The sequence below is a fragment of the Mesorhizobium sp. M0621 genome (genome assembly GCF_040320745.1).
Taxonomy (GTDB): domain Bacteria; phylum Pseudomonadota; class Alphaproteobacteria; order Rhizobiales; family Rhizobiaceae; genus Mesorhizobium.
In genome coordinates, this window is record NZ_JAMYQF010000005.1 from 62648 (window position 1) to 77622 (window position 14975).

Sequence of the window (14975 nt, forward strand, 5' to 3'; positions counted from 1 at the left end):
CTGAGCCTTGCGAGCAGATGGCGAATCGCCCTCCAAAGGGGGATGGACCATCTGCGTTATTCCGGGCTCCCGTTCGAAACGCAACGCACGACGTTTCTTGAGATCGTCTCGGCTGATCCTCTTGTTTGCGAGGCGCTGACGCGCGCGCGCACGCTCGACCTCCCGAACTGGCTGATTGTCTCCGGCGCGCTCTACAACACCGTCTGGAATCAGCTGACCGGCAAGCCGCCGGGCTATGGCATTAGGGATGTCGACCTGTTCTATTTCGATGACAGCGACCTGTCCTACGAGGCGGAGGACGCGGTGATCCGCCGCGCGGCGGTGTATTTCGATGGACTGCCGCTGCCGGTCGAGGTGCGCAACCAGGCGCGGGTGCATCTGTGGTATCCGCAGAAGTTCGGGCAACCGTGCCCGCGTTATTCCAGCTCCAGCGAATCCGTCAGCTATTTCGCGTCGAAGACCCACGCGGTCGGCGTGCGATACGACGCGGATGGGCAGCTTGATCTGGTTGCGCCGTTCGGGCTCGACGAGATTTTCTCGTTTCGCATCGTGCCGAACCGGGTGATGGACAACCAGCGGACGCATGAGGTGAAGGGTACGCGGGCGAAGGAGCACTGGCCGGAGATTTCGGTGGTGGCTTGGTAGGAATGCCGGAATGTCGGCGCGAGGCACCCCCCTCTGTCCTGCCGGACATCTCCCCCGCAAGGGGGGAGATCGGATGTCACGCCGGCTTCGCCAATCACCAACATCGAAGGAGAGGTGCCGGCAGTGGAGCTGCCAATCTCCCTCCTTGCGGGGGAGATGGCCGGCAGGCCAGAGGGGTGCCTCGCGCCAGGGTCTCACAATCTTCTACACCCGCGCCACGCAAAAGGGACGCCGAAGCGCCCCCTCCAACGGTGACCTGACTCACCCATTCACCAGCGCCAGCAACTCCTCCGTATAGCGCTTGCCAACAACCTTGTCGGGCGACAGCGCGTCACCGATGGCCTGCACCTCGGCAGCGCTCAGCTCAATCCTGGCCGCAGCCGTGTTCTGCTCCAGATGATGGATTTTTCGCGCGCCGGGGATCGGCACGATGAAATCGCCCTGGTGCAGCACCCAGGCCAGCGCCAGCTGTGCCGTGGTCACGCCCTTTTCAGCCGCCATCTTTTCCAGCGTGGCGATGACGGCGGCGTTGGCCGCCATGGCATCGGCCTGGAAGCGCGGCAGGCCACGGCGCCAGTCGTCGTCGCTCAGTGCCTCAGGCTTGGCGATCGTGCCGGTCAGCAAGCCACGGCCGAGCGGGCTGTAGGGGACGAAGCCGATGCCGAGTTCGCGGCAGACGGCGAACACCTCGTCTTCCGGATCGCGGCTCCACAGCGAATATTCGCTCTGCACGGCTGATATCGGATGCACGGCATGCGCCCGGCGGATAGTCGCGGCACTCGCCTCCGACAGGCCGAGCGCGCGCACCTTGCCTTCGCGCACCAGTTCGGCCATGGCGCCGACCGTATCCTCGATCGGCACGTTGGGGTCGACGCGATGCTGGTAGTAAAGGTCGATGACGTCGGTGCCCAATCGCCTAAGCGACGCTTCGGCAACGGCCTTGACGTGCTCGGGACGGCTGTCGACGCCGGCCATGCGATCGATGCCGGTGCCTTCTTCCAAAATCTTGAAGCCGAACTTGGTCGCGATCGTCACTTTGTCACGAACCGACTTCAGCGCCTTGCCGAGCAGGATCTCGTTCTCGTAGGGGCCGTAGACTTCCGCCGTATCGAAGAAATTGACGCCGATCTCGACGGCGCGGTGCAACGTGGCGATCGCGTCGGCTTCCGCCTGGCCGCCATACCCAAAACTCATGCCCATGCAGCCGAGGCCGACCGGGTAGACGTTCAATTCAGTTCCTAGCTTGCGGGTTTGCATCACGCGTCTCCTTGTTGTGATGCGACAAAAATAGCGCCTTGCCCTATGTTCGATAATCCTGGTTCATCCGTACGGCCTGTTCTAAAAGATAGATCAATGAATCGATCCCATCTTTCACAACTCGCGGTGCTGGCGACCGTCGCCCAATGCGGCAGCTTTCGCGGCGCGGCCAGGGAACTGGCCATCGCGCCATCGGCGGTCAGCCATGCGGTGTCCAGCCTGGAGGCGCGGCTTGGCGTTCGCCTGCTGTCGCGCAGCACGCGCAGCGTTGCGCCCACCGAAGAGGGTGCGCAATTGCTGGAGCGGCTGCGGCCGGCGCTGTCGGAGATCGACCTGGCGCTGGAGACGGCGATCGAGGCGCGCGACCGGCCGGCCGGGAATCTCAGGCTCACCGTGCCGCGCACCGCCGCGCAGCTCACATTGGCGCCGCGGCTAGGCGCCTTTGCCCAGGCCTTTCCCGACATCGTGCTGGAGATCGTCGTCGAGGATCGCTTCACCGATGTGGTCGAAGGCGGCTTCGATGCAGGCGTGCGGCTCGGCGAAAGCCTGCAACGCGACATGATCGCGGTGCGGATCGGGCCATCGATCCGTGGCGCCGTGGTTGCCGCGCCTTCCTATTTCGAGACCATGCCGCGCCCGCTGCATCCGCGCGATCTGGCGGCACATCGCTGCGTCCGCTTCCGCTTCTCGAGCGGCGTGCTCTACCGCTGGGAGTTCGAAAAGGATGGCGAGGAGCTTGAGATATCAGTCGAGGGTCCGCTGATCGTTGGCGAGGATCGCCTGAATGTCGAAGCGGCGATCAACGGCGCCGGCCTGACCTTCGTATTCGAAGGCTATGTCAGCGAGGCGCTTGCCGACGGCCGGCTGATCCGCGTGCTGGAGGACTGGTGCCCGCCCTTCGACGGGTTCTTCGTCTACTACCCCAGCCGTCGCCAGATGCGGCCGGCGCTGCGCGCCTTCGTCGATTTCTTCAAGGTGAGCGGGTAAAGCGCGCTCACTCTTTCCTCCTTGTGCGGAGCGGGGTGGGGGTCTCGCAGGGCGCACCCCCACCCCGTCTCGCAGTCAAGCCCGAGGATGACGAAGGCGCGCTTCGATGGACAGTCTCCAATTGGCTTTTCCGGCGATTTCGGGCAAACCTCGTCACCTGTAATCGTGATGGAGAAGCCTGATGTTCCGATGGGGTGTGTTGTCCACGGCCAAGATCGGCCGCGAGCATTTGTTGCCGGCAATGGTCGAGGCCGAGAATGGCGTGCTGTCGGCGATCGCCAGCCGTGACCTGTCGAAGGCCAAGGCGCTGGCCGAGCGCTTTGGCGCCCGCCATGCCTTCGGCTCCTATGAGGACCTGCTCGCCTCCAACGAAATCGACGGCGTCTACATCCCGCTGCCAACCTCGCAGCATGTCGAGTGGACGGCCAAGGCCATCGAAGCCGGCAAGCATGTGCTGGTCGAAAAGCCGCTGGCACTCGACGCCAAGGACATTCTCCCGTTGATCAAACTACGCGACCAGAAGAAGGTGCTGGTCTGCGAAGCCTTCATGGTCATCTACCATCCGCAATGGATCAAGGTGCGCGATCTCATCACCAGCGGCGCCATCGGCCGGCTGCGCCATGTGCAGGGTGCGTTCTCCTATTACAATGTCGACCCCAACAACATGCGCAACAAGCTCGATCTCGGCGGCGGCGCGCTGCCCGACATCGGCGTCTATCCGACTGTGTCGACGCGCTTTTCGACTGGCAAGGAGCCGCTGCGCGTGCAGGCGACGATCGAGCGCGACAAGAAATTCGGCACCGACATCTACTCCTCGATCCGCGCCGATTTCGGCGACTTCGAACTGTCCTTCTACCTGTCGACGCAGATGGCGGCGCGCCAGGTCATGGTGTTCCACGGCGAGAAGGGTTTCATCGAGCTGTTCTCGCCCTTCAATGCCGGGCTCTACGACCACCACCGCGTCGAACTGCACAACCAGAACCACACCGAGGCGCAGGTGTTCCGTTTTCCCGGCACTCAGCAGTACCGGCTGGAGGTCGAGACCTTCGCGCGTGCGGCACAAGGCGGCAAGGAGCGCGTCTTCACGCTGGAGGAATCTGTGCTCAACCAGAAGGTCATCGACGCCATCTTCCGCGCCGGCGACAAGGACGGCTGGGAAACCGTCTGACGCATTGCTTTAGCCGGCGAATGGGGAGGGGAAAATGTCGGACGACGCGGACGTGATCATTGTCGGCGCCGGCCTTGCCGGGCTGGTTGCCGCTGCCGAGCTTGCCGAGGCCGGCAAGCGGATCATCATCGTCGACCAGGAGCCGGAGCAGTCACTCGGTGGCCAGGCATTCTGGTCGTTCGGCGGCCTTTTCCTCGTCGATTCGCCGGAGCAGCGGCGCATGCGCATCCGCGATTCGCATGATCTGGCGCTCGAGGACTGGCTGGGCACCGCCGCTTTCGATCGGCCGGAGGATTTCTGGCCGCGCAAATGGGCGCAAGCCTATGTTGGTTTCGCCGCCGGCGAGAAACGCTCCTGGCTGATGCAGCGCGGCCTGAAATTCTTCCCCGTCGTCGGCTGGGCCGAGCGCGGCGGCGGCAATGCCATCGGCCACGGCAATTCGGTGCCACGCTTCCACATCACCTGGGGCACCGGCCCCGGCGTGCTCGAACCATTTGTCCTGCGCGTTCTCGAAGCCCAGAAGCAAGGGCTGATCAGCTTCAAATTCCGCCACCGCGTCAACGAGTTGACCCGAACGGGTGCCACCGTCGACGGCGTGCGCGGCGATATCCTGCAGCCGAGCACTGTCGAGCGCGGCCACAAGAGCTCGCGCGACATTGCCGGCGATTTCGAGCTTCATGCGCAGGCGGTGATCGTAGCCTCCGGCGGCATTGGCGCCAACCATCAGCTTGTCCGCGAAAACTGGCCGCAGCGGCTCGGCGCGGCACCCAGGCGCATGATCACCGGCGTGCCCGATCACGTCGACGGCCGCATGCTGGCAATCACTGAACAGGCCGGCGGCTCGATCATCAACCGCGACCGCATGTGGCACTATGTCGAGGGCATCAAGAACTGGGCGCCGATCTGGACCGATCATGCCATCCGCATCCTGCCCGGCCCATCATCATTGTGGCTCGACGCGCGCGGCAAGCGCCTGCCGGTGCCGCTCTATCCCGGCTTCGACACGCTGGGCACGCTCTCCCACATCATGAGTACCGGCTTCGATTATTCCTGGTTCATCCTGACCAGGAAAATCATCCAGAAGGAGTTCGCGCTGTCGGGCTCCGAACAGAACCCCGATTTGACCGGCAAGAGCTGGCGCCAGGTACTCGGCCGCGCCACCTCGGGCATTCCGGGCCCGGTCAAGGCGTTCATGGAAAAAGGCGAGGATTTTATCGTCGAGGCGGACCTGCCGACACTGGTCGCCCGCATGAACGCGCTGGCCGGCGGCGAACCGCTGCTTGAGTTGGCCCAGGTCGAGCGCGAAATCCGCGCTCGTGACCGGCAGCTCGACAACCCGTTCTCCAAGGACATGCAGATCACCGCTTTGCGCGGCGCTCGCGCCTATCTCGGCGACAGGCTGATCCGCACGGCCAAGCCGCACAAGATGCTCGATCCGGCGAACGGCCCGCTGATCGCGGTGCGCCTCAACATCCTGACCCGCAAGACGCTAGGCGGCCTGCAGACCGATCTCGACAGCCGCGTGCTGGGTGCCGATGGCCAGCCGGTCGCCGGGCTCTATGCGGTCGGCGAAGCCGCCGGGTTCGGCGGCGGCGGCGTGCATGGCTATGCGGCGCTTGAGGGCACCTTCCTGGGCGGCTGCATCTTTTCGGGCCGCAGCGCCGGCCGGTCGGCGGCTGCCTCGGTGTAATAAGGTTCAGGCCGCGAGGCGAAAAGACCGCTCACCAGTGCCAGGCACCCTGTCCAAGGGCGGCAACTGCGTCAACGATGCGAGTGAAGCTGGCGCGGGCGCGGCCGACCGTGTGCCGGGCCCTGAGATAGCCGTGCACCAGCCCTGGTTCCTCGAACCAGTATGCCCGTCCGCCAGCCGCGACGATGCGGTCGCGATAGGCTTCGCCGTCGGACGACAGCGGGTCGCATTGCGCGGTGATCAGCACGGTCGGCGGCAGATTGGCGAAATCGGCGTCGGCAAGCGGTGACTGCGTGATGTCGCCGGTGCCGTCTCTCCCGCCGGTGCGGATGTTCTTGTAGAATTCTAGGTCGCGCCTGGTCAGCATCGGCGCTTCGGCATGCTTGAGATAGGATCCCTTCGACCGGTCGCCGCCAAGACCGGGATAGATCAGCACCTGGCCGATCGGCCTTTTCGCGTGGCCGCGTGTCGCATGGCTGACGGCAGCGGCAAGATTGCCGCCGGCGCTGTCGCCGCAAAGCAGAATTGGGTGGTTGCGGGTAACAGCAGCCCATTCGAAGGCGCTCATCACGTCGTCGAAGGCGGCTGGGTGCAGGTGCTCCGGCGCCAGCCGATAGTCGACCGAGACCACCTCATAGGTGGTGCGGGCGCAGAGTTCGGCGCAGACATCGTCATGGCTGTCCAGCCCGCCGAGGATGAAGCCGCCGCCATGGAAATAGAGCACTGTCGCGGCTGGTTGCGGCACGCTTCGGTAGGTGCGGATCGGGATGTGCGTGGGCGTTGCAATGGCCGAGGTTTCGACCGCAACGCCGTCGGGATAGCCGGCAAAGAATTCGCGGCACATGCGGTCATAGATCTCGCGCTGCTGCGCGATCGTGTAGTCGATCGTATCGGGCGGATAGTAGGAATTGGTCCGCTCGATAAAGGCCCAGGTCTCGGCGTCGATGAGGGTTTTGTAGTCCGTCATGGGTGCTGAACGGGCCGCCAAGGTTGAGCCCAGGCACCCCCCTCTGTCCTGTCGGACATCTCCCCCTCAAGGGGGGAGATTGGATGTCGCATCGGCTTTCGCCAATCTCTGGCGTTGCAGGTTGAGCTGTTGCGCTGAAACTGCCAATCTCCCCACTTGAGGGGGAGATGTCCGGCAGGACAGAGGGGGGTAAGCGCCATCATTTCGGCAACAATACTTACTTCCCCTTCCACACCGGCTCACGCTTTTCGGCGAAAGCACGAAAGCCTTCCATATTGTCCTCGGAGCCATAGAGCGCGTCGACCGTCGCCAACTGTCGGCGCGTCACTCTGTTCATCGCGTCCTGGAAAGTCAGCGCTTCGGCCACGCGCGCCGTTTCCTTGATCGCTGCAAACACCAGCGGCGGTCCGCCGGCGAGCAGCCGGGCGATCTCCCAGACGCGGTCCTCAAGCTTTTCCTTGGGCAGCACTTCGTTGACCAGGCCCCAGCGATGCGCTTCGGCGACATCCATCCAGCGGCCGGTGAGCAAGAGATCCATGGCGACATGGTAGGGGATGCGCTTCGGCAGCTTGATCGTTGCCGCGTCGGCCAGCGTGCCGGCTCGGATTTCGGGCAGCGCGAAGGAGGAATGGTCGGAGGCGTAGATGAGGTCGCAGGACAGCGCCAGTTCGAAGCCGCCACCAACCGCCATGCCGTTGACGCAGGCGATGACCGGTTTGTTGAGGTCGCGCAGTTCCTGCAACCCGGCAAAGCCGCCGACGCCATAGTCGCCGTCGACCGCATCGCCGCCGGCAGCCGCCTTCAGATCCCAGCCGGCGCAGAAGAACTTGTCGCCGGCGGTCTTGACGATGGCGACACGCAAACTGGGATCGTCGCGGAACGCTTTGAAGGTCTCGCCCATCAGCCGCGAGGTCTTCAGGTCGATGGCGTTGGCCTTGGGCCGGTCGAGCGTGACTTCGAGGATGGTGCCTTCGCGGCGGGTCGAAATGACGTCAGACATTCTTCTTGTCTCCCAGCACCAGCAGCGCATCGGCGATCCAGGCGCCCTTGCCCTCCGCGCAGACGATCAGCGGGTTGATGTCGAGTTCCTCGATCTCGCCGGCATTCTGCTGCACGAAGGCGGCAATGCCGGAGATGGCGTCGATGGCGGCCGCGACATCGGCCTTCGGCCGGCCGCGATAGCCTTCGAGCAACGGGAACAATTTGAGGCCGCGCAACGCTGCCTCGATGTCGTCGCGCGTCGCAGGCAGCATCAGCGTGACACTGTCGCGCAGCAGCTCGACCAGCACGCCGCCGGTGCCCAGCGTCATCACCGCGCCGAACATCGGGTCGCGGGTGAAGCCGACGATGAGTTCGGCGACGCCGTCGCGCACCATGCGCTCGACATAGAGCCCGGTGCCGAGCGGCAAGAGGTCATGCGCCGCCGTGCTGACGGACTCGGCGTCTTTGAGGTTGAGACGCACGGCGCCGACCTCGGATTTGTGGGTGACGCCCAGCGCCTTCAGCGCCACCGGGAAGCCGAGCGCCATCGACGAGATCACCGCCTCGACCGCATTTGCGGCGCGCTCGCCTTTCGGCACCGGCAGGCCGGCCTCGATGAGGCGGGACTTCGCCTCGGCCTCGTCGGGCGTGACGTGGTCGCCGCCAGGCGCGCCGGAGGCGGACGTGTCGATCGGCTGCGCCTGCGGCTCGTGCCATGCCCAGCCGATGAAGGCCGCCGCCTGGGCTGCGTCCATGGCTTCGGAAATGCCGAACAACGGCACCATGCCGCGTGCCATCAACTCCGCGGTATATTCCTCCGGCAGGTTCTCCGGCAGCGAGGAAACGATCGCGCCGTGCGCCTTGTTGGTCTTCAGCGCCGATTCGAAGGCGCGCAGCGTCGCCCACCAGTCGGTGACCGAACAGCGATCGGGGCGCGGGAAGTCGAGCACCAGCATGTTGAGGTCGAAGCCACCCGACACCATGGCGGTGAAGGTGGCGGTCATCGCCGGCTCGTTGTTCCAGATGAAGGTGTGATAGTCGAGCGGATTGGCGACCGCGACCAGCGGCCCGAGCGTCGATTTGACATGGGCGCGGTGGGTGTCGCTGAGCACCGGGAAATTGACCCAGCGGCCTTCGGCGCTGTCGGCCATGACGGAGGCCTCGCCGCCGGAGCAGCTCATCGACGACAACCTATAGCCGGGCAAAGGTCCGGTGATGTGCAGCAGCTTCAGCGCCTCGATGAAGGCGGGGATGGAATCGACACGCGCGATGCCGAGCCGCCTCAAAAAGGCGCCCGAAGCCGCGTCCGAGCCGGCCAGCGAGGCAGTGTGCGAGACAGTGGCTTGCCGCGCCTGTTCGGAACGGCCGACCTTCATGGCGATGATCGGTTTTTTCAGCTCCCGTGCTCGCGCCGCCAGCCGTTCGAAGCCGGCTACGGAATCGAAGGCTTCGATGTGCAGGCCAAGCGACGTGACCCGCTCGTCCTCGATCAGGCCGAGCGCCATTTCGGAGAGGCCGGTCTGCGCCTGGTTGCCGGCGGTCATCAGGAAGGCGATCGGCAGGCCGCGCTTCTGCATCGTCATGTTGATGGCGATGTTGGATGACTGGGTGATGATGGCGACTCCCTTGCCGCCCTCGGCCAATCGGATGCCGCCATGCTGGTCGGGCCACAGAAGCGCGCCGTCGGCATAGTTGATCAGGCCGTAGCAATTCGGGCCGATGATCGGCATCTGGCCCGCCGCCGCGACCAGCTCGGCCTGCAGCCGCTCGCCGTCATCGTCATAGGCTTCGGTCTCGAGGAAGCCGGCGGCAAAGCAGACGGCACCGCCGGCGCCGCGCTCGGCCAGCGCCTTGACCACCTCGATGGTCAAATGCCGGTTGACGCCGACAAAGGCAGCGTCGGGCACGCCGGGAAGATCGGCGACGGAGCGATAGGCCTTGCGGCCGGCGACTTCATCCTTGGTCGGATGCACCGGCCAGATATCGCCGGCAAATCCCATCTTGATAGATTGCGCGACGACGGCGGCAGCCTGCGCACCGCCGAAGACGGCAATCGATTTGGGGCGCAAAAGACGTTCGAGTTTATGCATATGTTAGGCCCCAAACGGGCGCAGCAGCGCCCTTGAAATGATGTGGCGCTGAATCTCGGACGTGCCTTCCCAGATGCGCTCGACGCGGGCGTCGCGCCAGATGCGCTCCAGCGGCAGGTCGTCCATCAGCCCCATGCCGCCATGGATCTGGATGGCCTCATCGGCGACGTATGCGAGCATCTCGGTGGCCTTCAGCTTGGCCATGGCCATGTCCTGGTCGGTGACGGTGCCTTGATCGTACTTCCAGCCGGCTTCGAACACCATCAGGTCGGCGGCCTTCAGTTCGGTCGCCATGTCGGCGAGCTTGAACGACACGCCCTGAAATTTGCCGATCTGCTGGCCGAACTGCTGGCGCTGCGCGGCATATTCGACGGCATGGCCGAGCGCCCGCTCGGCACGGCCGAGGCAGGTGGCACCGACCTGCAGGCGTGTGGCGCCGAGCCATGAGTTGGCGACATCGAACCCTTTATGGACTTCGCCCAACACCTGGCTTGCGGGAAGCCGGCAATCGTCGAATTCGAGGATGGCGTTGGTGTAGCCGCGATGCGAGACGTTGCGGTAGCCATCGCGAACGGTGAAGCCTTTGGTGCCCTTATCGACAAAAAAGGCGGTGATCTTCTTGCGCTTGCCGCGCGGCGAATCCTCTTCGCCGGAAGCCATGAACACGATGGCAAAGTCGGCGAGGTCGGCGTGGGAGATAAAATGCTTGGTGCCGTTCAGCACCCAGTCGTCGCCATCCTGCACGGCGGTCGCCTTCATGCCGCGCAAATCGGAGCCGGCGCCCGGCTCGGTCATTGCCAGGCAGTCCCACTTCTCGCCCCGAATGCAGGGGAACAGATATTTCTCGCGCTGCTCGGGCGTGCCGGCCAGCAGGATGTTGGAGGGCCGCGCCACGCAGGTCCAGTGCAGCGCATAATTGGCGCGGCCAAGTTCCTTCTCGTAAAGCAGCCAGGTCACGGTATCCAGGCCCGCGCCGCCGACATCGGCCGGCATATTGGCGGCATAGAGCCCGGCCTCGATCGCCTTGGCCTTGATCTCCTCGATCAGCTCGCGGCGCAACACGCCGGTGCGCTCGACCTCGCGCTCATGCGGGTAAAGCTCGTTCTCGACGAACGCCTTCGTCGTCTCGACGATGAGCCTCTGTTCCTCCGACAGCCCGAAATCCATGCTCTCAGCCCTTCTTCTTTTTCTTTGGCTTCTCGGCTTTCTTCACTGGCTTCAACGCCTTGGCCTTCTCGGCCGCCTTGGAGGCCACAGGCGTTTTGGCCCCTAGCTTGGCCAGTTGTTTGGTATAGTCCTTGTGCAGGGCGCCGGCGCCCCAGCCCTTGCCTTTGTTCTGCTTCGACAACGCGGCCATGATGGCGACCAGGTTGTCGTCGCGGATCTTTTCAAGCTCACGGATCGACAGCCCGTGCGCCTGGTCGTCCGACTGCGTGGCGATCAGGTCGACCAGTTCGTCGTTGAACTCCGGCACGTCCATCAGCTTGGTCCATGGCCATTTCAGGCACGGCCCGAACTGCGCCATGAAGTGGCGCATGCCGGCCTCTCCGCCGGCAACGCGATAGACCTGGAACATGCCCATCTGCGCCCAGCGCAGGCCAAAGCCGTAGCGCATGATATCGTCGAGTTCCTCGACGGTGCAGATGCCGTCCTTGATCAGCCACAGCGCCTCGCGCCATGCCGCTTCGAGCAGGCGGTCGCCGACGAAAGCCTCGATCTCCTTGCGGATGACGACAGGCTTCATGCCGATCGAGGCATACATTTCCTTGGCGACCTCGATCGCCTCGGGAAAGGTCTGTTCGCCGCCGACGATCTCGACAAGCGGCAAGAGGTAAACGGGGTTGAACGGATGCCCGACGACCAGCCGCTCCGGGTGCTTCTTCATCGCCACCTGCATGTCGGTCGGCTTGATGCCCGAGGTCGAGGAGCCGACAATGGCGTTGGCCGGCGCATGGGTATCGATCTCGGCCAGCACGCGGTGCTTGAGGTCGAGCCGCTCCGGCACGCTTTCCTGGATGAAATCGGCATCGGCAACCGCCTCGGCGATGGTCTTGGCAAAGGTCAGTTTGCCCTCCTTGGGCAGGCCGCCAGGCACCATCTGCTTGTAGGCGCGGCGCGCGCCCTTCATCACTTCGCCGACCTTGCGCGATGCCTCGGGATCGGGATCGAAGATCGACACGTCGATGCCGTTGAGCAGCAGCCGCGCCACCCAGCCGGCGCCGATGACGCCGCCACCGATGGCGGCCGCCTTGTTGATGATGCTCATGCGGAAGCTCCGGTTCTTGTCTTGGCTGTTGCGGGATCGATGAGAGGCAAGCGCTCGCCGGCGCGGATCACGGACGCATCGTAAGCCTTGCGGGCAAACACCTCGAGCACGAAGGGCCGGAAGAATTCGACCGGCAGCGTGTCGTAGTCGGGGTCGAAACTCGACTGGTCCCAGCGCTCGCAAAACTGATCGCAATCGTCGAAATAAGCGTGGCCGGCGAAGCGGTCGCGCGCGTGGCGGTTGCCGCCCAGATGATGGGCATAATAGAGCCGCTGGAAGTCGCCATGCTTCTCCACCACCCAGGTGCATTGTTCGCGCACGAAGGGTTTCAGGATCGAAGCGGCATATTCATCGTGATTGTAGGGCGCGTAGATGTCGCCGATGTCGTGCAGCAGCGCACACGCGATCCAGTCGGTATCGGCGCCGTCACGCCAGGCGCGGGTCGCCGTCTGCAGCGAATGGCCGAGCCTTGTGATCTTGTAGCCCGACAGGCCCTCGTCGAGCTGGACCAGCGCGTCGAGCAGCCGCTCACCGGTCCTGGCCGCATAGTCGATCTCATGCGTGGTCAGGAACTCGTAGTCGTCCCTGTCGCCATCCTTCATCGCGGTGAATTTTACGGTAGTCATGTCGGCCCTCCCAGCGAATAATTTATGCCGCTATCGGCGCCCGCTTGGTCAGGTTCAGTTTCTTGCGCACTTCCTCCGGGCCGATGATCCTGGCGCCCAGATTGGTGACGATGCTGGCGGCACGCTCGACCAGCTGCGCGTTGGTCGCCAGTACGCCCTTGTCGAGCCACAGATTGTCTTCCAGGCCGACGCGGACATTGCCGCCGGCCAGCACCGCCGCCGCGGCATAGGCCATCTGGTTGCGGCCGATGGCGAAGGCCGACCAGTTCCAGGTCGACGGCACGTTGTTGACCATGGCCATGAAGGTGTTGAGGTCGTCGGGCGCGCCCCACGGCACGCCCATGCAGAGCTGCACGAGCGCGTCGGGATTGAGCACCTTTTCCTCGACCAACTGCTTGGCGAACCACAAATGGCCGGTGTCGAACGCCTCGATCTCCGGCTTGACGCCCAGCGCCGTCATCATGCCGCCCATGGCGCGCAGCATGCCGGGCGTGTTGGTCATGACATAGTCGGCCTCGGCGAAATTCATGGTGCCGCAGTCGAGCGTGCAGATTTCCGGCAGGCACTGGCGCACATGTTCCATGCGATTGGTGGCGCCGCCCATGTCGGTGCCTTTTTCGTTGAGCGGCAGCGGCGCTTCCGGCGAGCCGAACACCATGTCGCCGCCCATGCCGGCGGTCAGGTTCAAGATGACGTCGACTTCCGCCGCGCGGATGCGCTCGGTGACCTCACGGTAGAGATGCACGTCGCGTCGCGGTTTGCCGGTTTCGGGGTCGCGGACATGGCAGTGGACGATCGCCGCACCAGCCTTGGCCGCATCGATGGCCGAATCGGCAATCTGCTTGGGCGAACGCGGCACATGCGGGCTGCGGTCCTGCGAACCGCCGGATCCCGTCACGGCACAGGTAATGAAGACCTCACGGTTCATCGCAAGCGGCATGGAACTCTCCTCCGAAAGAAACAAGCCACAACAATGCCTGACTTGCCGGAAACTGTTTTGCGTTTTACGAAGGGCGTATGACAAAAAGCGAAAAACCGACGATCTTTCGCGCCGAGCGCTCTTCGCTCAAGGTAACGCTGCTGGTGTTTTCCGGCTCGTCGATCATGTGCGTGGCGTCGGCCGTCGATCCGCTGCGCGCCGCCAACCGCATCTCCGGCGAGACCTTGTTCGATTTCAAGCTGGTCTCGGTGACCGGCGAGGCTCCGGTCACCACATGCGGCTTGCCGGTGGCGGTTAGCGACCGTTTCGATGCCGGTGAGCCAACCGACGTTCTTGTCGTCGTCGCCGGCTTCGGCACCCAGAATTATGCGACATCGGCCTTGCTCTCCGGCCTGCGGCGGGCGGCGCGGACGGCCCGCGCCTGTGGCGGCGTCGAAGCGGGCACCTGGCTGGTGGCACGCGCCGGCCTGCTGGAAGGGCGCAGCGCCACCACCCACTGGGAGGACATGGAGGATTTCTCGTCGGCTTTCCCCGGCGTCGACGTGCGCCCGGACCGCTACGTCATCGACGGCCCGGTGTTCACCTCAGGCGGCGCGTCGCCGACCTTCGACCTGATGCTGCATCTCATTCGCACGCGGCTGGGCATGGCCGTCGCGCTCGATGTCGCCAGCGTCTTCATCTACGATCAGGCGCGCGCCGCGACCGATGCCCAGCCGCTGGTCTCGCTTGGCCGGCTCGACGGCTACGATCCGCGGCTGGCGCAAGCCATCCGGCTGATGGAATCGCATGTCGACCAGCCGCTCACCATAGAAGCGGTGGCAAAGCGTGCCGGGGTGACGGCACGGACGCTGGAAAGCATCTTTCGCAAGTCGATCGGCGAGACGCCAGGCGCCTATTATCTCAGGCTGCGCCTGGGTGCTGCCCGCCGGCTCGTGGTCGACACCAGGGTGGCGATGGCCGACATTGCCGGGCGGACCGGATTTTCGTCCGCCGCGGCATTTTCTAGGGCGTTTTCAAGGGCTTTCGGTGAAGCGCCGGTCAGGCTGCGCCGGGGCTGAGTGCAGGTCGACCGAAAGGACGACGACATGCACAAAATCGGAAAGATCAGGCAGCGTCTTGGTGATCGCTGCCGCTATCGATCTGTGAGCGCATCTGTCTGGCAAGGTGGGTCTCAAAACGGCTGGCGACGGCGCGGTCCCACTCGTTCGAGCGGCGCGTGCCATCCTTCGGATGCGGCATTGCCATCAGCCTATCGATGATCGATCCGGCCTCGCCAGGTGAGAGCAGGGCGTCGATTTCACGTTCGTTCTGCATATCGGTTCGCCTCCTTCTTCCTCTCCCGCCACGAGCCAGTCTTA

The 14975-nt window shown here is 64.4% G+C and carries 14 protein-coding genes; 5 read left to right on the top strand and 9 right to left on the bottom strand.

Features of this window, described 5'->3' with window-relative positions; all coding sequences use genetic code 11:
- Positions 1 to 42: 42 nt before the first annotated feature.
- Positions 43 to 645 (top strand): nucleotidyltransferase family protein, encoded by a 603-nt coding sequence (locus NKI38_RS05330; RefSeq protein ID WP_352655382.1) that lies wholly within the window; start codon positions 43 to 45, stop codon positions 643 to 645.
- 261 nt (positions 646 to 906) lie between these two features.
- Here NKI38_RS05330 and NKI38_RS05335 read toward each other — a convergent pair whose 3' ends face one another.
- A complete protein-coding gene (locus tag NKI38_RS05335) occupies positions 907 to 1902 on the bottom strand; it encodes an aldo/keto reductase (protein ID WP_352655384.1) in 996 nt (331 codons plus the stop codon).
- A 96-nt stretch (positions 1903 to 1998) separates the two neighbouring features.
- On the opposite strand from NKI38_RS05335, the gene NKI38_RS05340 reads away from it, so the two are divergent.
- The 3 genes from NKI38_RS05340 to NKI38_RS05350 all read left to right on the top strand — a co-directional run bounded on the left by NKI38_RS05340 (position 1999) and on the right by NKI38_RS05350 (position 5747).
- Positions 1999 to 2889: a LysR family transcriptional regulator gene (locus NKI38_RS05340; protein ID WP_352655386.1), complete on the top strand. Its 891-nt coding sequence runs from the start codon at positions 1999 to 2001 to the stop codon at positions 2887 to 2889.
- A gap of 181 nt (positions 2890 to 3070) precedes the next feature.
- Positions 3071 to 4057, top strand: coding sequence for a Gfo/Idh/MocA family protein (locus NKI38_RS05345; RefSeq protein WP_352655388.1), 987 nt, complete (start codon positions 3071 to 3073; stop codon positions 4055 to 4057).
- Positions 4058 to 4091: 34 nt separating this feature from the next.
- Positions 4092 to 5747, top strand: coding sequence for an FAD-binding dehydrogenase (locus NKI38_RS05350; protein ID WP_352655390.1), 1656 nt, complete (start codon positions 4092 to 4094; stop codon positions 5745 to 5747).
- Positions 5748 to 5778: 31 nt separating this feature from the next.
- On the opposite strand, the gene NKI38_RS05355 is transcribed toward NKI38_RS05350, so the two are convergent.
- From NKI38_RS05355 to bcoG, 7 genes are all read right to left on the bottom strand, one after another.
- Positions 5779 to 6714: an alpha/beta hydrolase gene (locus NKI38_RS05355; RefSeq protein ID WP_352655392.1), complete on the bottom strand. Its 936-nt coding sequence runs from the start codon at positions 6712 to 6714 to the stop codon at positions 5779 to 5781.
- A gap of 217 nt (positions 6715 to 6931) precedes the next feature.
- Positions 6932 to 7714 (bottom strand): carnitinyl-CoA dehydratase, encoded by a 783-nt coding sequence (locus NKI38_RS05360; protein WP_352655394.1) that lies wholly within the window; start codon positions 7712 to 7714, stop codon positions 6932 to 6934.
- Positions 7707 to 9785, bottom strand: a complete 2079-nt coding sequence (locus NKI38_RS05365) for an acetate--CoA ligase family protein (RefSeq protein ID WP_352655396.1) — start codon at positions 9783 to 9785, stop codon at positions 7707 to 7709. The genes NKI38_RS05360 and NKI38_RS05365 overlap by 8 nt, the downstream gene beginning before the upstream one ends.
- A 3-nt stretch (positions 9786 to 9788) precedes the next feature.
- The gene (locus NKI38_RS05370) at positions 9789 to 10952 is read right to left on the bottom strand and encodes an acyl-CoA dehydrogenase family protein (protein ID WP_352628346.1); all 1164 of its coding nucleotides are present in this window, start codon (positions 10950 to 10952) and stop codon (positions 9789 to 9791) included.
- Between the two features lie 4 nt (positions 10953 to 10956).
- Positions 10957 to 12051 (bottom strand): carnitine 3-dehydrogenase, encoded by a 1095-nt coding sequence (locus tag NKI38_RS05375; RefSeq protein WP_352655398.1) that lies wholly within the window; start codon positions 12049 to 12051, stop codon positions 10957 to 10959.
- Positions 12048 to 12677, bottom strand: a complete 630-nt coding sequence (locus NKI38_RS05380; RefSeq protein ID WP_352655400.1) for an HD domain-containing protein — start codon at positions 12675 to 12677, stop codon at positions 12048 to 12050. Before NKI38_RS05380 ends, NKI38_RS05375 begins: the two co-directional genes overlap by 4 nt.
- Before the next feature lie 22 nt (positions 12678 to 12699).
- On the bottom strand, positions 12700 to 13617 hold the full coding sequence (gene bcoG / locus NKI38_RS05385) for a 3-dehydrocarnitine:acetyl-CoA trimethylamine transferase BcoG (protein ID WP_127415848.1): 918 nt from the start codon (positions 13615 to 13617) through the stop codon (positions 12700 to 12702).
- Positions 13618 to 13694: 77 nt separating this feature from the next.
- Between bcoG and NKI38_RS05390 the strand changes: the two genes are divergently transcribed.
- Positions 13695 to 14675, top strand: a complete 981-nt coding sequence (locus NKI38_RS05390; protein ID WP_352655402.1) for a GlxA family transcriptional regulator — start codon at positions 13695 to 13697, stop codon at positions 14673 to 14675.
- Between the two features lie 46 nt (positions 14676 to 14721).
- Here NKI38_RS05390 and NKI38_RS05395 read toward each other — a convergent pair whose 3' ends face one another.
- Complete coding sequence (locus NKI38_RS05395; protein WP_352655404.1) at positions 14722 to 14931, bottom strand: hypothetical protein; 210 nt, start codon at positions 14929 to 14931, stop codon at positions 14722 to 14724.
- Positions 14932 to 14975: the final 44 nt, after the last annotated feature.